This is a genomic window from Gallicola sp. Sow4_E12 (assembly GCF_052116305.1).
Taxonomy (GTDB): Bacteria; Bacillota; Clostridia; order Tissierellales; family Peptoniphilaceae; genus JBQKLI01.
Genome location: NZ_JBQKLI010000020.1, coordinates 1 through 20,250, shown reverse-complemented (window position 1 = coordinate 20,250; position 20,250 = coordinate 1). Strand labels below are relative to the sequence as shown.

The following is a 20,250-nucleotide window of genomic DNA, read 5'->3' as shown; positions in this document are numbered from 1 at the left end:
GATTTATGAAGAGTACAAAAATTGTATGTACCATAGGACCAGCATCAGACAGTATAGAAGTTTTAAAAGAATTAATGAAAAGTGGAATGAATGTCTGCAGGCTTAACTTTTCTCATGGGAACCATGAAGAACATCTTCAGAGGATTAAAAACATTAAAGCTGCGAGAGAAGAACTGGACCTTGCTATAGGAATTATGCTTGATACTAAAGGACCAGAGATTCGTCTTGGAGATTTTGGTGTCGATCAAGTTCAGCTGTCATTAGGAGATAAGTTCACGTTGACGACTGAAGATATTATCGGCGATCAAGACCGCTGTTCTATAAGCTACAAAGGACTTCCTCAAGATGTCCAAGTCGGAGGAAGCATCTTAATCGATGATGGACTTGTTGCTTTTAAAATACTAGACGTGACAGAAACTGAAATTATTATGGAAGCTCAAAACTACGGAATTTTAAAATCTCGAAAAGGGGTCAATGTTCCGAATACGAATATACAGCTTCCTTCATTAACTGAAAAAGATATTTCAGATATAAAATTCGGTATTGAAAACGGGGTGAATTTTATAGCAGCCTCTTTTATTCGAAAAGCAGAGGATGTTTTAGATATTCGAAAGATTTTAGAAGACAATAAAGGCAACAATATACAAATCATTTCAAAAATTGAGTCTCAAGAAGGAGTAGATAATCTAGATAGTATCATCGAAGTATCCGACGGAATTATGGTTGCTAGAGGAGATTTAGGGGTTGAGATACGTACAGAAACAATGCCGATCGTACAAAAAGAGATGATACGAAAAACCTCTTTTGCAGGGAAGCCGGTTATTACAGCAACACAAATGCTGGATTCGATGACTAGAAATCCAAGACCAACAAGAGCTGAAGTTACAGATGTGGCAAATGCAATTTTAGATGGGACAGATGCTATTATGCTTTCTGGAGAAACGGCTGCAGGAAATTATCCTGTGGAAGCTGTAAAGGTTATGCATGATATCGCAATCACTACAGAAGCATCTACCGAATACACAGAACGGATGGAAAAAAGGCTTAAATGGCATGTAGCATCTACAACAAATGCGATAAGCCGTTCTACAAAAGAGATGGTAGATGAATTAAATGCTGAAGCAATTATATCTGCAACTGCATCAGGAGCGACAGCAAAAGTCGTATCAAAATTCAGACCAAAAGCTCCGATTATTGCTACCACAACTTCTGAAGATGTTATGAACAGCTTAACCTTGGTGTGGGGTGTTTATCCGCTATTGACAAGCTGGTCTAAAGATACAGATACAGTGATTGAAAACTCGATAGCTGTTGCTTTGGAAAGAAAATATATTAAACAAGGAGATCTGATTGTTATTACAGCAGGACTTCCTGTGGGAGTAAAAGGTACTACGAATTTAATAAAAGTCCATACAGTAGGGAAAATCAGAGCAAAGGGAATGGGGATTGGTTTCCATTCTGCATTTGGAACTGTTCGAAAGGGAAATACTCCTGAGGAATTATCAGAATTTAAAGAAGGCGATATCCTAGTATCTCAGTCTACAGATGCTGAGATCGTTCCATTCTTCCAGATAGCTTCCGGTGTAATTGTTGAAGAGGGCGGTCTTACAAGCCATGCTGCGATTGTGGGACTTCATTTAAAAATCCCAACACTTGTTGGAGTTGAAAATGCCATGGAAATATTTGAAAATGGGGAAGAGATTACCATCGATCCTGCTGCAGGTGTTGTATACAGCGGAGAGGCTCGTGTTATATAATTTATTTTTATTCATAAAAAGGGCAGGATGAAAATCTTGCCTTTTATCATATATTTTTACTGTTCTATTTTTTTTATAGTATTATAATAATAGGATAGTATGGAGGGCGTTAAATGATTAAAGCAGTAATTTTTGATATGGACGGGGTCATTATAGACAGCGAACCTGTTTATTATAAACGAATGATAGAATACTTAGAGTACAAAGAACATCTCTTTGACGATAGGGATCTCTTGAAAGTAGTGGGGTCATCCCATAAAGACACTTTACGCATGATTTGTGAAATTATCGGAAAAGAATTAGCTCAGGATGAATTTACTCTGGATTATAATTCTTATTTCAAGGATAAACCGGTGGATTATAAAGAAATACTCTATCCTGAAATAAAACTTCTACTAAGAGATTTAAGGGCGAAAGGCTATAAACTGGCTTTGGCTTCTTCCTCCTCTCCGGAAAATATCAGCCATGTGCTTGAGGAGTGCGGAATAACGGAATATTTTCCAGTTATATTAAGCGGCCACGATTTCGAAGATTCAAAGCCTCATCCGGAGATTTATCTAACAACAGCGAAACGTCTTGGTTTAAAACCGGAAGAGTGTATGGCAGTAGAAGATTCGTCTTATGGGATTGAGTCAGCAAAAGAAGCAGGAATGATAGTTGCGGCAAGAGAAGACGACCGGTTTGGATTTGACCAAGAAAGAGCGGATTATATTTTCAAAGATATGAGAAATATTAAACTTATTTTAAGGGAAGATCGGGGAGATCAGGAAATTCCAGTTAAAGAAATTCGTGTTAAATCTAAGGAATATGTGAAATCTCTTTTTATTCGAAACAACGAGCATCGAAATATAACCGGAAAAAGCGCATTTAAAATCAGTCCAGAAAAAGAGAAGGATTTTATCCATCTAGGCTATTTTAATAAAGAAAAACTAGAAGCTGTACTTCTCTACAAGATAGAAAAAGATAAACTTATTGTAGAAGAATTTGCGATATCGAATATATCCTTTGGAGAAGGACCCCTTGAGCTGCTTGAAACGATAGAGGAAAGAGCATGTGAAAAAGGAATCAAGAAAATTCAAGTTAAGGCTTATGGCAGCGAGAAGAAGTATTTAGAAAGATACGATTATCTACTTCAAGAAGATCAGAAGAAAGATTATTCAGTGTACGAAAAAACCATAAATTAAATAAGGTATTATGATATACTTAAAAAGAGGTGAAAAAATGAGAATTGATAAATTCTTAAAAAACTCTCGTATTATAAAGCGAAGAACTGTAGCGAAAGAAGCCTGTGAAGGCGGCAGGGTCTCGGTAAATGGAAAAACTGTAAAACCGGGCGTTGAAGTCAGTCCAGGAGATGTTGTAGAAATTCGTTTTGGAACGGGAACGATGAAAGTAAAGATCATCGAACTTATAGAAAATCCGAAAAAGAACGATGGAGAAAATATGTACGAAATAATGGAGTAGCATATGAAAAAAAGAAAAAACAGAAGAAATAGAAAGCAAAAAAGATTTAGATTCCTTTTTCTATCCGTTTTAATTATTTTAGGTGTTTATTTCGGCAATATATTTTTAGAGCAGACACAACAAAGCATTGCTTTAAAAGAGCAGAAACAAGAAGAATTAGATAAAATTAATGATTTAAACAAAGAAATAGCTGTACTTGAAGATCAATATAAACGAAGAGAGAGCATGGAATTTGTTGAGCAGGTAGCTAGAGAGCGTCTAGGCATGATAAAGGCTAATGAGAAAATTATCGAAGACGAAGGAAAAACTCCGGCGAAAGAGCAGCAGAAATAGCTGAAGAGGCTGTTTCATTGACTTTAAATTATAAATCAAATATAATCAATTTATAATAAGAATTAGGGAGGATTACACAGTAGATGTCTATAGCAGTAGGTGATATCATTGAAGGGAAAATTACCGGTACCACGAATTTTGGGGCATTTGTTTCATTGCCGGAGGGGAAAAACGGACTAATACATATTTCAGAAATTTCAAATGATTATGTGGAGAAAGTAGATGATTATGTAGAACGCGGCCAAGATGTCAAAGTAAAGGTTCTCACAGTAAAAGAAGGGAAAATCGGACTTTCTTTAAAGGCATTGGAAGTTAAAAAAGAGCTTCCTAAGAAAAGTTTTCCAAAGAAAAAAAGAGAAGCACCAGAATGGTCAAAACCGGAGAATACATCAGAGGTATCCTTTGAAGACAAACTAAGCCAATTTATGAAAGACAGCAGCGAAAAATATGATCAGCTCCGTTCCAGAGATGGCAAAAGGGGAGCCGGACAGAGATATCGTTCAAAAAATTAGCAAAACCGGTTCATACCGGTTTTTTTATTTAGGAGTTTAGATGATAGAACATATTATTAAGACCATAGAGAAATATAAACTCATAGAAAGAAATCAGCATATTATAGTTGGTTTCTCAGGAGGAGCTGATTCCCTTTTCTTAGTGGAGGTTCTTTTAGAATATAGAAAGAGGGTTCCCTTTTTTATACACTGCTGCCATGTCAATCATCTTCTTCGAGGAATAGAAGCTCTTCATGATGAAGAATTCTGCAGACAGTTCTGTCTTCAATATAATCTGCCCTTTTATGCTTTCCGGATTGACATTCAGTCCTATAGCAGAAAAGACAAACTTTCTTTAGAAGAAGCTGGAAGAAAAATCCGTTATGACCGATTCCATCGTATCGCCAACAAATGGGCGAACAGCAAAATAGCAGTTGCTCATCATGCTGATGATCAAGTAGAAACGATTCTTCAAAATCTTATTCGAGGGGCGGCTATAACTGGTCTTGCAGGAATGGAATTTGAGAAGGCGGGGATTGTTCGGCCTCTTCTTGAGATTTACAAAGAAGACATTATAAAGTATTTACAAGAATGTGATATTTCCTACTGCATCGATTCAACAAATGAAGAGAACGACTATAATCGAAACCGAATCCGTAATCTATTAATCCCCTCTCTAGAGGAATATAACCCGAATTTTAAAGCGTCGATCCTTCGGATGTCTTCTTCCTTGCATCGGGATGATGATTTTCTAGAACAAGAAAGTGCCTTTTATTTTGATAAAGTTGTAAAAAAAGACGAAGATTCCTTTTGTTATTTAGACTTAGATTTATGGAAAGAGCTGCATCCGAGTCTTCAGTATAGAATAATTATAAAACTAATCGAAGAGCTCAAGGGGAATCGTAAAAATATAGGTCAAGAACATCTAGATAGAATAACAGGTCTTTGCAGCAAAGAAAAAGGAAAAAAAGAGTATCTTGCAGGATATACCTGGCTGAAGGATCAGAATCGTCTATGGGTGTATAAAGAAAAAAAGCAAGATCCAATAGAAATAAATCTTATTTTAGGAAAAGATTGTTATATTAATGGGTATATTATTAGAGCTGATAAAATAAAAGTATCGGATCAGAAAAAAAGAAATGCTGTATATTTTTCGACAGATCTATTAAAGTGTCCCCTATATTTGAGAAATCGAAAAAATGGAGATCGCTTTTTTCCTTTTAATGCACCGGGGGAGAAGAAACTAAAAGATTTTTTTATTGATGAAAAAATTCCCCAGTTTAAAAGAGATCGAATTCCTTTATTGATCAGCGAAGAAAAAATAATTTGGATACCGGGAATAAGAAGAAGCAATTGGCATCTTGTTCAAATAGAAGACGAGGAAGTCGTCGAAATTACATGGAGGAAGATATGACTCAAAGAATCAATCCAGCTATTAAAAAAATAATGAAGGAACTCATTTACGATCAAGAACAAATAAAAGAAAGAATAGAAGAGATGGGGGCGGAGATTACCCGAGATTACAAAGGCAAAGATTTAATTGTAATAGGAATTCTCAGAGGCGCTATTTTCTTTATGACGGATCTTTTAAAAGAAATAGAGCTGCCTGTAACCATCGACTTTATGGCTTTATCCAGTTATGGCGATTCTTCTAAGTCCAGCGGAGTTGTGCGGATTTTAAAAGATTTGGAGGAAGATATCGAAGGAAAAGATGTGCTGGTAGTAGAAGATATCGTCGATACGGGTTTAACTCTGAACTATTTAATCAAAAATTTAGAAAACAGAGGAGCAAATTCAGTCAAGATAGCTGCTCTTTTGGACAAGCCGGAAAGACGTTTAGTAAATGTAGATGTGTCCTATCTAGGTTTTCATATCAAGGACGAGTTTATTATAGGATATGGTCTAGATTATGCTCAAGATTATAGAAATCTTCCTTATATAGCAAGCCTTAAAGAAGAAGTCTATGAGAATAATTGAAAATAACAGGAGCATTTGATAATATAGTAGAATGATGTAAAATTTGGAAGGAGGTAAGATTTATTGAAAAAAGTATTAAAAAGTTTGTTGATTTATCTCGTTCCTTTAGTGATAATTGCTTATCTTTTGACTGTGTTCAACCAGAATGTAACTGAGGTCAAAGAAGTTACTGTAGATGAGTTAGTACAAAATATCAGCAATTCGGAAGTTAAAAACCTTACTGTTCAGGGCGATAAATGGAAAGGTACATTAAAGGACGCTGAAAATACGGAATTCACTACCTATTTGCCTAGTGAATTAAAGGAATATTTTTATGCAAATTATTTAAAAGAACCCATTGAAACGGGACAGCTGAAATATACCGAGGAAGCCATACCTCAAACTCCATGGTATATTGAATTACTGCGGACTTTAATCATATTCGCAGGACTGGGCGTTTTATGGTATGTGTTTATGAGCAAGACACAGGGCAGTAATGGAAAAGTCATGAATTTCGGTAAGAGCAAGGCGAAATTAAACAAAGAAAACGGCGTTGCCGTTTCTTTTGCAGACGTTGCCGGATTGAAAGAGGAAAAAGAAGAATTAGAAGAAATAGTTGATTTTCTTAAAAATCCTAAAAAATATATCGAAATTGGAGCTAGAATTCCGAAAGGGGTGCTGATGGTAGGTCCTCCTGGAACAGGAAAGACTTATCTATCAAGAGCCGTTGCAGGAGAGGCAAAAGTTCCGTTTTTCAGTATCTCCGGATCAGACTTTGTAGAGATGTTTGTAGGGGTTGGAGCTTCTAGAGTTCGTGATTTATTCGAACAAGCAAAGAAGAATTCGCCATGTATCATCTTTATCGATGAGATCGACGCTGTAGGCCGAAAAAGAGGGGCAGGTCTTGGCGGAGGCCACGACGAAAGAGAACAAACCTTAAACCAGCTTCTAGTAGAAATGGACGGTTTCGGAAAGAATGAAGGTATAATCGTTATGGCGGCTACAAACAGGCCAGATATACTGGATCCTGCAATTCTTAGACCTGGACGATTTGACCGTCAGATATTTATCGGTCTTCCAGATGTAAGAGAAAGAGAAGCCATTTTAGAAGTTCATACGAAAAACAAGAAACTAGACGAAGATGTAGAACTTAAAGACATCGCAAAAACAACGACAGGATTTACACCTGCTGACTTAGAAAATCTTTGCAATGAGGCAGCTCTTTTAGCTGCGAGAAATAATTTAAAAACGATCCCTAAATGGATCTTCGACGAAGCGGCGATAAAAGTCGTTGCAGGACCAGAGAAGAAGTCGGCTGTTGTTATTGAAAAAGAAAGAGTATTAACAGCCTATCACGAATCTGGACATGCTATCGTATCCAGACTTTTGCCGGATCAGGATCCTGTTCATATGATTACAATCGTTCCGCGGGGCCGAGCTGGAGGATTTACGGCTTATATTCCTCAAGAAGATCGAAGATATATGACAAGAAATGGAATGAAGCATCAGCTTGTTTCTTTATTGGGAGGCCGTGCTGCCGAGGCGGTGGTTTTAGATGATATCTCCACAGGAGCAAGCAACGATATCGAAAGAGCAACGAAGATTGCAAGAGCTATGGTTACAAAATACGGTATGAGCCAAAAGCTTGGACCGATTATGTATGGATCTGATGATGAGGAAGTTTTTGTAGGAAAAGATTTCGGTCATATGAAGAATTATTCTGAAGAAGTAGCATCGGATATCGACAGCGAAATCCGCCATCTGATTGAACAAGCTTATCAGACAGCTTTGAAGCTTTTAGAAGACAATGTAGGACTTCTTCATAAACTTGCAAAATTACTTCTTGAAAAAGAAACGATCGATTCTAAGGAATTTGAAACGCTTTACACAGCTTATGCCCACGGAGAGGAACTGACAGCAGAACCTCCTGAGGAGCTGGAAGAAGTAAAGAAAATAGACGAGATCATTGAAGAAACAATAGACATGGAGCAAGAGAAAGAAAGAGGCGAAGAATAAATGGGTGGTCAAGGACAAGGTATATTTGAAATTTTATTTATTCTAGTCTTGCTGTTTGTCGGAAAACAAATGTATGACGGTTATAAAAACCGCAAGAAACTCCAAGAACCGGTTCAAGGTTTTTCGCAGAGAATTCGGATTATGATGGCGATATCATCCGGTGCGCTTTTTGCCTTAGGTGTATTCTACTTGATTGTAGATTTTAACCTGATGGCTATCGTATATGTAGCCCTTGGAATAGCATTTATCTATCTTACCTATGAGAAAATTCTTGTAGGCTCAAACGGTATCTACTATAACGGGAAGCTGACATTATGGTCAGACATTAAGCAGTGGGGATTTGGCGAGGATGGAAAATTTCTTCATCTTCAGGTTATCGATAAGGGCAAGAAAGCCGCTCGAATGATTCCTGTCCGTCCAGAGGATCAAGAGTCGATCAACGCACTTATCCGACAGTATAAAAAGAGAAAAAAATAAGTTTTATTCGAAATGAAGGTTATCCTAGGGAAAGCCTTCATTTCTTGCTTGACAGGGTAGAAATGTTCTATATATAATAAAAAAATAGTAGTGAATGAAAGTCGATTGGCTTCCTTTTGGTTGACCAATCTTTTCTTTTTTAATTTAGGAGGTCTTATGAAAGAATCTCGAATACATGATTTCGGTATTTCAACTTTTGATAAAAAACGAATGAAAAAAAGCCTGCCTTATCCAACATATATAAAATGGAAAAATGCAGTAAGAAAAGAAGAAGCGTTAGATATACAAACAGCGGATTCGATAGCCCACGCTATGAAAGAGTGGGCTATTGAAAATGGCGCTACACATTATGCCCATTGGTTTCAGCCTCTAAATGGAATGACTGCTAAGAAGCAGGATGCATTTTTAGACAGAGGAAAAGATCAGGAATCGATTATACGCTTCTCAGGCAGCGAATTAATAAAGGGAGAGCCGGACGCTTCATCTTTTCCCAGCGGAGGAATGAGATCTACCTTCGAAGCGAGAGGATATACGTATTGGGATTATACTGCAAACTCCTTTATCATCGACAAAGTAATGTATATTCCGTCTATCTTCGTATCTTTTCGCGGAGAGACATTGGACAAAAAATACCCTCTTCTAAAAAGTATGGATTTTATTTCGGAGCAGGGAACACGTGTTGTAAACTTTTTTAGCGAAGAGCATATCTATCGTCTTCGCACTAAGGTTGGACTTGAGCAGGAGTTTTTCTTGATCGATAAAGAAGTATATGAAAAACGCCAGGATCTCCGAAATACAGGTAGAACATTAATCGGAGCAAAACCTCCTAAAACTCAAGAAGAAAGCCAGCACTATTTTGGATTGATCCCAGAGCGTGTTTCGAATTTTTACAGCGATGTGGACGAAGAGCTATGGAAACTTGGAATATTTGCAAAAACAGAGCATAATGAAGTAGCTCCTTGCCAATTTGAATTAGCTATACTTTATGAAAATACCAATGTTGCCATCGATGATAATCAGATTTGCATGGAAGTATTAAAGAAAACAGCATTAAAACATGGTTTAGTCTGTCTTCTTCATGAAAAGCCTTTTAAAGGAATGAACGGTTCCGGCAAGCATAACAACTGGAGTGTCACTACAAATTACGGACAAAACTTGTTTGATCCAGGAGACAATCCAGAGAACAATATATTATTTCTTCTTTTCGTAACAGCAGTGATGGAGGCTGTTGACGATTATGCAGGTCTTCTGCGATTTGCTTCCGCATCGCCGAGAAATGATTACCGCTTAGGGGGAGACGAAGCACCGCCATCAATCTTGTCTATATTTATGGGACTAGACCTGGAAAGACTTCTTTTAAGCTTCGTTGATGAAAATATTGATCCAACCATTGAAAGCAATGATTTTAAGATCCATAATCTAAAAGAAGTTCCCCACGATCTAACAGATCGAAACAGAACATCTCCTTTTGCCTATACAGGAAATAAATTCGAGTTTAGGATGCTAGGCTCTTCTCAGTCTGCAGCGGATATTAATATCGTTTTAAATACGGCAGTAGGAAGTGTTCTCCAAAGATATGCCGATGCACTAGAAGAGGAAAAGGTAGAAAACCGCAGAGAAAAAGCTTTTTCATTAGTTCGGGAGACTATAAAAAAACATCAGCGGATCTTGTACGGCGGAGATAATTATTCAAAAGAATGGGAAGAAGAGGCAGAAAGACGAGGGCTTCCAAATTATAAAACATTCTTAGATTCTATTATCGCTTGTATGAAGGATGCGAAGTTTGAAATTTTTGAAGAAAATAATATTCTTAAGAGAAGAGAAATGGAAGCCCTCTTTACTATTGGAATTGATAATATAATCGATACTCATTTACTAGAGCTGCGGACCATTGAATGGCTGATGAATAAAGATATTATTCCTGCGGCGAGAGATGAGCTGATCGATATGGCAAAAGTACTGGATTATGTGGAAAATCCAGCTATAGAAAACCGCATTCAGCATTTAAATGACTTAATAAAGCAGCTGATGGATGGAATCAATAGTATCAATGAATATTTTGAGAAACAAAAAGAAATTGAAGATAAATTGGAAAGAGCAGTCTTTATCCAAGAAAATATGCTTCCTTTCTTAGATAAAATACGCAAGAGTGCAGATGAGATCGAAAGATTATGCAGCAGCAGAAACTATGATCTGCCTTCCTATGAGGAAATCTTCCTATCGATCGAGTAATTCAGAAAGGGTGAGACCTATTTTATTAGTAATCGACATTGGAAATACAAATATCGTATGCGGTATATATAAGGACGATGAATTAATCAAAGATTGGCGCATTGCAACGAAAGAGAATAAAACCTCCGATGAATATGGAATGGAATTTCGCCAAATTATGGAAATTCATGGTATTTCCTATCACGATATAGAAGATATTATAATATCCTCTGTAGTCCCGAATCTAATGCATACTATACCTGCTGCCTGCAGCAGGTATTTAGGAATCAAACCATATATTATCAATCATTTAACAGATACCGGGATCATAAATGGGTATGGCAATCCAAAAGAAGTCGGTTCCGACCGAATAGTCAATGCAGCAGCAGGATTTAAGAAATACGGCGGACCTTTGATTATAATCGATATCGGTACAGCAATAACATTTGATTATATAACAGAGGAAGGGGAGTATCTGGGAGGAGCGATAGCACCAGGACTTGCTATTTCTTCCGAAGCTCTTTTTATGAAGACTTCAAAACTTCCAAAAATTGAAATAGACACTCCAAAAAAAGTAATTGGAAAATCTACAGTAGAAAGTATTCAATCTGGGCTGGTATACGGTTATATAGGTCTTGTGGATTCTATTATTGAAAGAATGCTTGAGGAAAAAGGCAAAGAGGAGAAGGATGTTAAAATCTTAGGAACCGGGGGATTCTCCGCCCTTATCAGCCAAAACAGCAGATATATCGAAAAAGTAGATAAAATGCTGACATTAGACGGGTTAAAAATGATTTATGACCGAAATAAAAGAAAGAAAACAGAATATGCTTAAAATAGGAAATAAAGAATTTGAAAAATTAATAGGAATGGCTCCTCTAGCAGGAATTACCGATTCCTCCTTTCGCAAGATTATAAGAGAAAGAGGCTGCCAGTTTAGTTTTACTGAAATGGTTTCTGCAAAAGGGATTTATTATAAAGATCCAAAAACAGAAGAGCTCCTTCATATTGATCCGGAAGAGGGACTAGTAGGAGCACAGATTTTTGGAAGAGACCCGGAAATTTTGTCAAAGGTTATTAAAGAGTATTTAAATCATCGAGAAGACATCTTCTCGATTGATTTGAATATGGGCTGCCCCGCACCGAAGGTTGTAAAAAACGGGGACGGTTCTGCCCTTATGAAAGAACCTGAAACAGCAGAGCGTATTATAAATGCGATGGTAGAAAGCTCTTCAAAACCCGTCAGTGTCAAATTTAGGCTGGGTTGGGATGAAGAAAATATCAATTTTCTCGAGATTGGAAAAATATGCGAAAAGGCAGGAGTGTCCTTTGTAACTCTTCACCCCAGAACACGCAAAGCCTTTTATTCCGGAAAAGCGGACTGGGACAGTATAAAGATCTTGAAAGAAGAATTAAGTATTCCAGTGATGGGGAATGGAGATCTTTTTTCCAAAGAAGATATCGAAAAAATGTTTCGCCATACCCTATGCGATGGAGTCTTTGTAGGAAGGGGAGCACTTCAGAATCCGAATATTTTTGGAGAGGGAGAAAGTCTTAGTCTGCAAAAAATTGTTGAACTAATTAAAAAGCATTATTCCCTAAAAATTGCACAAAAAGGAGAAAGAAGGGCTATTCCAGAGATGAGAAAGCACATAGCATGGTATCTAAAAGGTGTGCCCAATTCAAATCCTTTAAAGAATAAAATCAACACTGAAAATAATCTTCAAACTATTTTCAAACTATTAGAAGAATTTGAAAGAGAACAGGAGTAATGCATGTATATTATTATATTATTGGTTGTTTTGCTGGCGTTTATAGCCGTTAGAGATATGAGAGCTAAGAATCCCCTCTATATCTACAAAACAAAGGTTTTGGAAGATCGTTTTATAGAAATCCTGTTTGCCTTCGTAAGTACAATATGGGCTGCCTTAAAACTTTTTGAAATTAATGCTTTAGGTGAAGGCGATATCGTAAAAGATGTATTGCCCTATTTAATATCTGTAGCTATTATTTTTGTAGTGATTACGATTGAATATAATAAATATCAAGTGGGTCTATATGAAACGGGAATTCTGTATAAAAGCCAGTTTTATCCATGGGAAAAGATCTATACATATCGTATCAAACCTGCAGCCAAAGGCAAAAAAATTACATTTTATATTTATAAGGGACAGCATACAGACCAGCTTCAGATGAACAATATTTATGTATCGGAGAAGAGGGCTTTTGAACTTGAAGAAATACTAGAAACGAAATTGGATAGTACACGATCTTAATGGTGTCAAGCCTTAAACCTTGACACTGATATGAAATCTGACTATAATTACTATGGTTGGATTAGAAAGAATGAGGAGAGATATAAATGGCAAATGAAGTGTTATTAACCAAGGAAGGTTATAAACAATACGAGGAAGAATTAGAATATTTAAAAACAGTTAGAAGACAGGAGATTGCGGAACAGATCAAAATTGCGAGAGGTTTCGGAGATTTATCTGAAAATGCTGATTATGATGAAGCCAAAAACGAGCAGGCTCAAGTAGAAGCAAGAATCCTGATCTTAGAAAATATGCTGGAAAATGCTGAAATCATCGAAGAATCAAAGATTAAAAAAGATGTTGTAAGCGCAGGGTCTACAATTGTTCTAAAGGATCCTAACAATTATGAGTTCGAATATACTATCGTAGGATCAGCGGAAGCAGATCCGTTAAAAGGAAAAATATCAAACGAGTCTCCTGTTGGAAGTGCATGCTTAGGGGCGAAGGTTGGAGATACTATTCAAGTAGATGCGCCAGGCGGTATGATAGAATATAGATTAGAAAGTATAAAATAGCAGCAATAGGAGGATTCATGGAATTCGAAAATAAAAATGAAATGCTTCAAATTCGTCAAGAAAAACTAGATCAGCTGATTGAAAAGGGAGAAGATCCCCATAAGATCACTCATTTTACAGATCGGACTTTAGCGAAAACAATTATCGAGAACTTCGAAGATTTCGAAGAAAAAACAGTACGCGTAGCAGGAAGAATCATGTCCAAAAGAGGACACGGCAAAGTCAACTTTATGGATATTCAAGATTCCTCTGGAAGAATTCAGTTTTTCAATAAAATGAATAATTTTGGAGAAGAAGAGTACGAAAAAATAAAACAGCTTGATGTAGGAGATATTGTAGGGGCTGAAGGAGAAATCTTTAAAACAAAAACAGGGGAAATTTCTGTTCGTACGAAAAGTTTAACTCTTCTAACAAAATCTTTGCAGATTCTTCCTGAGAAATTCCACGGCCTGAAAGATCAAGATCTTAGATACCGTCAAAGATACGTAGATCTAATTGTAAATCCAGATATAAAGGATGTGTTTATTACACGTTCCAAAATTATTTCTGAAATCAGACATTTCTTAGACAGCCGGGATTTTCTTGAAGTAGAAACTCCGATACTAAACACTATAGCCGGCGGTGCAAATGCTAGACCTTTTATCACTCATCATAATACATTAGATATCGATATGTATTTAAGAATTGCCAACGAATTATATCTTAAAAGATTAATCGTCGGGGGATTCGAAAAAGTATACGAGATGGGAAGAATGTTCCGAAACGAAGGAATGGATCATTCTCATAATCCTGAATACACCGCAATCGAATTATACCAAGCCTATGTGGATTATAATGAAATGATGAGTATTACAGAAGAACTAGTTTCAACAGTCGCTCAAAATGTACTGGGAACAATGAAAGTAGAGTTTGGCGAAGAAGTGATAGATCTGACTCCGCCATGGAAACGCCTGACTATGGTTGAAGCGATCAAAGAGTATTCTGGGATCGACTTTGAAACCATCGAAACAGACGAAGAAGCAAGAAAAATCGCTAAAGAAAACAATGTGCAAGTAGAGGAAGACTATACAAGAGGACATGTAATAGCAGAAGTTTTCGAAGCCTTCTGCGAAGAACATTTAATGCAGCCTGTCTTTATTACCCAGCACCCTGTAGAAGTAAGTCCTCTTGCAAAAAGAAATCCTGAAGATCCAAGATTTACGGAAAGATTTGAAGCCTTTGTGGCAGGAAACGAAATTGCAAATGCATTTAGCGAATTAAACGATGCGAGAGATCAAAAGGGCCGTTTCGACGCACAAGTGGAAGCGCGTGAAAAGGGCGATGACGAAGCTCAAATGATGGATTACGACTTTATCAATGCCTTAGAAGTAGGGCTTCCTCCTACTGGCGGACTTGGTATAGGGGTAGATCGTCTGATCATGCTTTTGACAAAACAAGAGTCTATTCGAGACGTATTGTTATTCCCTACGATGAAGCCAATAGGCTTAGAAAAGGCAGAAAATAGGGATTCGTCAAAAGAAACTTACGAAACTTACGACAAACTTACGACAGAAAAAATCGACTTTTCAAAAGTAAAAGTTGAACCACTATTTGAAGACATGGTTGATTTTGATACATTCTCAAAATCTGATTTTAGAGTTGTAAAAGTTAAGAACTGCGAAGAAGTTCCAAAATCAAAAAAACTATTGAAATTTACATTAGATGATGGTTCTGAAAAAGAAAGAGTTATTTTATCTGGGATTAAGGAATATTACAGCGCAGAGAGCTTAATTGGAAAGACACTACTTGCAATTTGTAATCTTCCTCCACGTAAGATGATGGGAATCGACTCAGAAGGTATGATTATATCTGCAATTTGCGAGTACGACGGAGAAGAAAAACTTAACTTAATAATGTTGGATGATAATATTCCAGCAGGATCAAAATTATATTAAAGAACACGCTAATTATGAAATGACCTGAACCCCAAAATCCTGAATACGGATGGAGGGGTTTTTGTATGCCAAAATACACAAAAGAATTTAAAGTAAACCAGTAAAGGAATATTTGGTCTTGCGATTTTGAACGGTTTGAAGTGGGAAACATAAAAAACTAAGGACTATCTCAATAAATACTAACGCAAGCACAAGTATAAAATAGGCTAAAGTGACTTATCAGCCTATTTACGATATAATATATCTTAACAATAAAACGGATAAGGGGTAATAATATGGCAATTTCTTATAAACCATTATGGCACTTATTGGTAGAAAGAGAAATGAACAAAGAAGACTTAAAAAGAGCTGCAAACATAACAAGCAACATAGTTTCAAGAATGAGCAAAAACTCTTATGTGAACTTAGAGTCATTAGAAAAGATTTGCCTGGCATTGGATTGCAGAATTGAAGATGTTATAGAAATTCATAGAAATGAGGTGGAATAAAATTGAGCAATCTATCACAAATCAGAAGAGCTGAAATGCTAGAATACCTAAATCATCTAAAAGAAATTCACACAGATGATGAAAGTAGGATTGCACTTAGTAAGATTGAAACAGCCTTAACTGAGAAAAAATATGGGTTAGTTTGGGAAGAACATGAAGAAGAAGTAGACAAACAACTTGTTCATAACATACCTGTTTTTAGAGAAATAGAAGATAAAAAAATAATTGGAGATAATACCTTTGATTTTAATTTTATTTTAGAGGGGGATAATCTACATTCCCTTAAGTTATTAAAAAAGACTCACATGGGCAAAATTGATGTTATCTATATTGATCCACCTTATAATACAAAAAATAAAGAATTTATTTATAACGATACAAGAATTGGAGAAGATGACACATATAGCATTCCAAATGGATCTCATTTATGAGTGAAAGACTTGTTATTGCAAAAGAGTTGTTATCTGATGAGGGAGTTATTTTTATTTCCATTGATGATAATGAGCAAGGACAACTCAAGCTATTGTGTGACCAAATTTTTGGAGAGAAAAATTTTATTGCTAATATAATTAGGAATACAAACTCATCAAAAAATCAAAGTCTTTATGTTTCTGTAAGTCATGAATACTGTTTAATATATTCAAAAGACTATGAAAAGCTTCAAGTTAGACACAAAGATAATAAATGGGAAACAGAAAAAAATAATATAGATGAATATGAGAAAAAAGTAAAACAATTACAAAAACTAGGCTTATCACATGATGAAATTACGGAAGAACTAAAAGAACTAACTAAATACCCAAGATTTATAGATTTTACAAATTATTGGTATTTTGATGATAGCGGACTATACAGAAAAGGAGATTTAGGGGGAGTAAAAAATGGAAATAAGACTCCTATTATAAATCCTTTAACAAATGAGGAAGATCCAGTTCCACCAGGAGGGTTCAGATATAATAGTGAGAAATTAAATGAGCTAATAGCAGAAAATAGAGTTCATTTTCATACAGATGGAAGCTTACCTACAATAAAAAGATATTTATCAGAAAATAGAAATCAAAGACCAAAGTCTATAATGAGTGATGACCAAAGACCAGACTACACTTTATTAAAAAATATGGATATAGAATTTGATAACCCTAAACAAATGGCTTTTATGAAAAGAATATTAAGTATCTTTGATAATAATAGTTTATATCTTGATTTTTTTGCTGGCAGCGGAACAACGGGGCATGCAGTTATAGAATTAAATCATGAAGATGGTGGAAAAAGAAAATTTATACTTTGCACTAATAATGAAAATGGGATAGCAGAAGATGTCTGTTACAAAAGAATTAAAAAAGTTATTAGGGGATATAAGTACACAAGTAGAAAAAAAGAAATCGAGGTAGAAAAACTTCCTAGTAACCTTAAATACTACAAAACAGAATTTATACCTAAACTTTCAGAAGATGAGGAGATTTTATCATCTAAGCTTCTTGATTATATCAAAGAAATGGTCGAGCTTGAAAATATGTGTGAGATTGATGGGAATAGTAGAAGAATCATTTTGTCTGATGAAGATTTAAATATAGCACTTACTGAAATGGAAGAAAGTGGTGTTTTATATATTCCATCATTCATCTTACTAACCAATGAAATCAAGGATAGTATCGAAGAAAGGAAACTTGAAGTTGTTACTATCCCAGATTATTATTTCACAGAAGAATTAAGAGAGGTGAACGAATTATGATGTTAGATTTATTTGATTTTCAAACAGATGCCAAAAACTATCTTTTGGATAAAACGACAGATCCAAATGCAAAAAGAAAAATCATTGTAAAAAGTCCGACCGGTTCTGGCAAAACAATAATTCTACTTTCTTATATCTATGACTATCTTCTATGGCAGGACCCTAATAAGGTATTTATCTGGCTTACTCCAGGCAAGGGAGATTTAGAGGAACAGTCAAAGGAAAAAATGGACGAATATATTCCTCATGCAAAATCTGCGAATATACACGATGCTCTTCTGCAAGGTTTCAAGGGTGGTTACACCTATTTTATAAACTGGGAAATGATAACTAATAAAAAGAATAATGCACTTAAAGATAGTGAAAAGAAAAATCTTTTTGAAAGAATTGCAGAAGCACATAGGGAACAACTTTCTTTTATCACAATTATTGACGAGGAGCATTTGAACAACACCTCAAAAGCAGATGATATTTTGTATGCCCTTAATTCTGATAGAGAAATACGAGTATCTGCAACAACTGTTAAGAACCCGATGGCAGAATTTTATGAAATACCAGAAGAAGAGGTAATAAATTCTGGTCTAATCACAAAGGCACTCTATATAAACCCTGGTCTTGAAGCAGACGAGATGGACGACCTTGAAAGTGAAACTATTTATCTTATACAAAAAGCAGATGAAAAGAGAAAAGAAATTAAAGCTGAGTATGAGAAAATAGGAGAAAAAATCAATCCTTTAGTTATAATACAATTTCCAGATATGAGTGAGTCCTTAGTTAATTTTGTAGAAGAACATCTAACAAATATGGGTTACACCTATAAAAATAAAATGCTTGCTAAATGGCTGAGTGAGGAGAAGATAAATACACTTGATGTTACAGAGGAAGACTCAAAATCAAACTTTTTAATTATGAAACAAGCTATTTCAACGGGTTGGGATTGTCCGAGAGCAATGATACTTGTAAAACTTCGTGAAAATATGACAGAAACCTTTGAAACACAAACAATAGGACGCATAAGGAGAATGCCAAGAGCAAGGCACTATGACAACGACCTATTAGATTTTTGCTTCCTATATACATTCGATGAAAAATACAAAGAATCTGTAATACAGGGTGGAAATGCCTATGAAGTTAAGAGGTTATTTTTAAAAGAAAAGTGCAAAGATTTTGAACTTGTAAAAGAATATAGAAATAAAGACTATCAGTTTGTAGATGAAGTATTAGTTCGAGATGGGGCTTATGACTATTTCAAAAAGAAATATAAACTAACCAACATTAAAAAGGACAATGAAAAGTTATTAGAGTCTTATGGTTTTGTAATGGGGACAAAAGTTATATCCACCTTTAGAACTGGTAAGTTTATAAAACTCAAAGATATTGTTGATGAAAAACAAGGTGAAAATAGGGAAATAGCCTATGAAGTATCAACTCACGATCATGGAATTGATTGTTTGCACGCAGTTGATATGATAAAAAAAGTTACGGGTGTTCCCTCTAACAAGATGAGGGCAATTCTCCAACATCTTTTCCATAAAAATATACCATCAAATAAAAAGTTGTTAATTCTTTCTAATCGTGAATGGTACGCTTTTATGATTAATAATGCCTATAAACTTAGAGATGACTTTTTAGATTTAGCTGCAATATCTGAAGGAGAGCAGATGCAAATTTTGGATAAGAAGACTGAAAAGTGGAAATTACCTTTAGAAGATTTCTATAAGTATCTTCCGTATGAAACAGAAGTAGTCGAATATGAGAAAAATGCTTATAAAGAATACAACACATCTATGACAACATCGGAGTTTAGATCAACTTCAGAACAACTCTTAGAAAACTATCTTGAAAGTAGAGATGATGTAGATTGGTACTATAAAAATGGAGATACAGGACAACAATATCTATCAATTATTTACGGTAATAATCTAAGCAAAGAATATCTTTTTTATCCAGACTATATAATCAAAAAGAAAAATGGAGAAGTATGGATAATTGAAACTAAAGGTGGAGAAAGAAAAGGTGTAAGTAAAAATATTGATAAACAAATAGAAAATAAATTCTATGCTTTTAAGGATTATGCAGATAGGCGTAAAATAAATTGGGGGTTTGTAAGAGATAAAGATACAAGGCTTTATATTAACAATACAGACTACACAGAAGAAATGAATAATGAGAATTGGAAAAGACTAGAAGATTTATTTTAAGGAGATTTTAGCTGACAGAAAATTTTAATAATGAAACTTTGAAAGGGATAGCAGCAATGTTATCTCTTTTTTATTACAAGAAAGGAGATTTATATGAAAAGTTTAGAACAAATGAATCTGTTTATGATGATGGGGATTGTTTGTTTTTGGACTGTCAACACTAAACTAGACAACTTCCTTAAGAAGTTTGCTTCTATACGCAACCGGACTCAAATATCCCAATGAAGAATGTATCCTAATATTGTTGTTCCAGTTTACATAATCGAACAACTCAATTTTTAGCTGCTCTAGTGAAATAAATAGCTGCTGATTTACAAACTCTGTCTTGAATACTTTGAAAGCTGCCTCAGCTACAGCATT

20 protein-coding genes are annotated in these 20,250 nt (G+C 35.4%); 19 read left to right on the top strand and 1 reads right to left on the bottom strand.

What is annotated here, in order from left to right:
* The first annotated feature begins 5 nt into the window (after positions 1-5).
* From pyk to ACTQ46_RS09575, 19 genes are all read left to right on the top strand, one after another.
* Positions 6-1,757: a pyruvate kinase gene (pyk, locus tag ACTQ46_RS09665; RefSeq protein ID WP_441749382.1), complete on the top strand. Its 1,752-nt coding sequence runs from the start codon at positions 6-8 to the stop codon at positions 1,755-1,757.
* A gap of 113 nt (positions 1,758-1,870) precedes the next feature.
* Positions 1,871-2,941, top strand: a complete 1,071-nt coding sequence (locus tag ACTQ46_RS09660; protein WP_441749380.1) for an HAD family hydrolase — start codon at positions 1,871-1,873, stop codon at positions 2,939-2,941.
* A 37-nt stretch (positions 2,942-2,978) separates the two neighbouring features.
* A complete protein-coding gene (locus tag ACTQ46_RS09655; protein WP_441749378.1) occupies positions 2,979-3,221 on the top strand; it encodes an RNA-binding S4 domain-containing protein in 243 nt (80 codons plus the stop codon).
* Positions 3,222-3,224: 3 nt separating this feature from the next.
* A complete protein-coding gene (locus ACTQ46_RS09650) occupies positions 3,225-3,554 on the top strand; it encodes an FtsB family cell division protein (protein ID WP_441749377.1) in 330 nt (109 codons plus the stop codon).
* Between the two features lie 83 nt (positions 3,555-3,637).
* Positions 3,638-4,066, top strand: a complete 429-nt coding sequence (locus ACTQ46_RS09645) for a S1 RNA-binding domain-containing protein (protein ID WP_441749375.1) — start codon at positions 3,638-3,640, stop codon at positions 4,064-4,066.
* Between the two features lie 40 nt (positions 4,067-4,106).
* Positions 4,107-5,459, top strand: a complete 1,353-nt coding sequence (gene tilS, locus ACTQ46_RS09640) for a tRNA lysidine(34) synthetase TilS (protein WP_441749373.1) — start codon at positions 4,107-4,109, stop codon at positions 5,457-5,459.
* Positions 5,456-6,022, top strand: coding sequence for a hypoxanthine phosphoribosyltransferase (gene hpt / locus ACTQ46_RS09635; protein ID WP_441749371.1), 567 nt, complete (start codon positions 5,456-5,458; stop codon positions 6,020-6,022). The genes tilS and hpt overlap by 4 nt, the downstream gene beginning before the upstream one ends.
* A gap of 63 nt (positions 6,023-6,085) precedes the next feature.
* Complete coding sequence (gene ftsH / locus ACTQ46_RS09630; RefSeq protein ID WP_441749369.1) at positions 6,086-8,017, top strand: ATP-dependent zinc metalloprotease FtsH; 1,932 nt, start codon at positions 6,086-6,088, stop codon at positions 8,015-8,017.
* Complete coding sequence (locus ACTQ46_RS09625; RefSeq protein ID WP_441749367.1) at positions 8,018-8,494, top strand: DUF5673 domain-containing protein; 477 nt, start codon at positions 8,018-8,020, stop codon at positions 8,492-8,494.
* A gap of 156 nt (positions 8,495-8,650) precedes the next feature.
* Entirely contained in the window at positions 8,651-10,726 is a 2,076-nt protein-coding gene (locus tag ACTQ46_RS09620) for a glutamine synthetase III (RefSeq protein ID WP_441749365.1), read from the top strand.
* A 10-nt stretch (positions 10,727-10,736) separates the two neighbouring features.
* Positions 10,737-11,540, top strand: a complete 804-nt coding sequence (locus ACTQ46_RS09615; protein WP_441749412.1) for a type III pantothenate kinase — start codon at positions 10,737-10,739, stop codon at positions 11,538-11,540.
* Entirely contained in the window at positions 11,533-12,477 is a 945-nt protein-coding gene (gene dusB / locus ACTQ46_RS09610; protein WP_441749363.1) for a tRNA dihydrouridine synthase DusB, read from the top strand. Before ACTQ46_RS09615 ends, dusB begins: the two co-directional genes overlap by 8 nt.
* 3 nt (positions 12,478-12,480) lie before the next feature.
* On the top strand, positions 12,481-12,981 hold the full coding sequence (locus ACTQ46_RS09605; RefSeq protein WP_441749361.1) for a DUF5673 domain-containing protein: 501 nt from the start codon (positions 12,481-12,483) through the stop codon (positions 12,979-12,981).
* 86 nt (positions 12,982-13,067) lie between these two features.
* Positions 13,068-13,535, top strand: a complete 468-nt coding sequence (gene greA / locus ACTQ46_RS09600) for a transcription elongation factor GreA (RefSeq protein WP_441749359.1) — start codon at positions 13,068-13,070, stop codon at positions 13,533-13,535.
* A gap of 17 nt (positions 13,536-13,552) precedes the next feature.
* The gene (lysS, locus tag ACTQ46_RS09595) at positions 13,553-15,469 is read left to right on the top strand and encodes a lysine--tRNA ligase (protein ID WP_441749357.1); all 1,917 of its coding nucleotides are present in this window, start codon (positions 13,553-13,555) and stop codon (positions 15,467-15,469) included.
* 275 nt (positions 15,470-15,744) lie between these two features.
* Positions 15,745-15,957, top strand: a complete 213-nt coding sequence (locus ACTQ46_RS09590; RefSeq protein ID WP_008902116.1) for a helix-turn-helix domain-containing protein — start codon at positions 15,745-15,747, stop codon at positions 15,955-15,957.
* Positions 15,958-15,959: 2 nt separating this feature from the next.
* Entirely contained in the window at positions 15,960-16,388 is a 429-nt protein-coding gene (locus tag ACTQ46_RS09585) for a hypothetical protein (RefSeq protein WP_441749355.1), read from the top strand.
* Positions 16,385-17,689 (top strand): site-specific DNA-methyltransferase, encoded by a 1,305-nt coding sequence (locus tag ACTQ46_RS09580; protein WP_441749353.1) that lies wholly within the window; start codon positions 16,385-16,387, stop codon positions 17,687-17,689. Before ACTQ46_RS09585 ends, ACTQ46_RS09580 begins: the two co-directional genes overlap by 4 nt.
* Positions 17,686-19,890, top strand: a complete 2,205-nt coding sequence (locus ACTQ46_RS09575) for a DEAD/DEAH box helicase (protein ID WP_441749352.1) — start codon at positions 17,686-17,688, stop codon at positions 19,888-19,890. Before ACTQ46_RS09580 ends, ACTQ46_RS09575 begins: the two co-directional genes overlap by 4 nt.
* A gap of 165 nt (positions 19,891-20,055) precedes the next feature.
* Here the strand turns inward: ACTQ46_RS09575 and ACTQ46_RS09570 are convergent.
* Positions 20,056-20,250: IS3 family transposase (locus ACTQ46_RS09570; RefSeq protein WP_441749350.1), on the bottom strand; the 195-nt coding region annotated here is incomplete at its 5' end.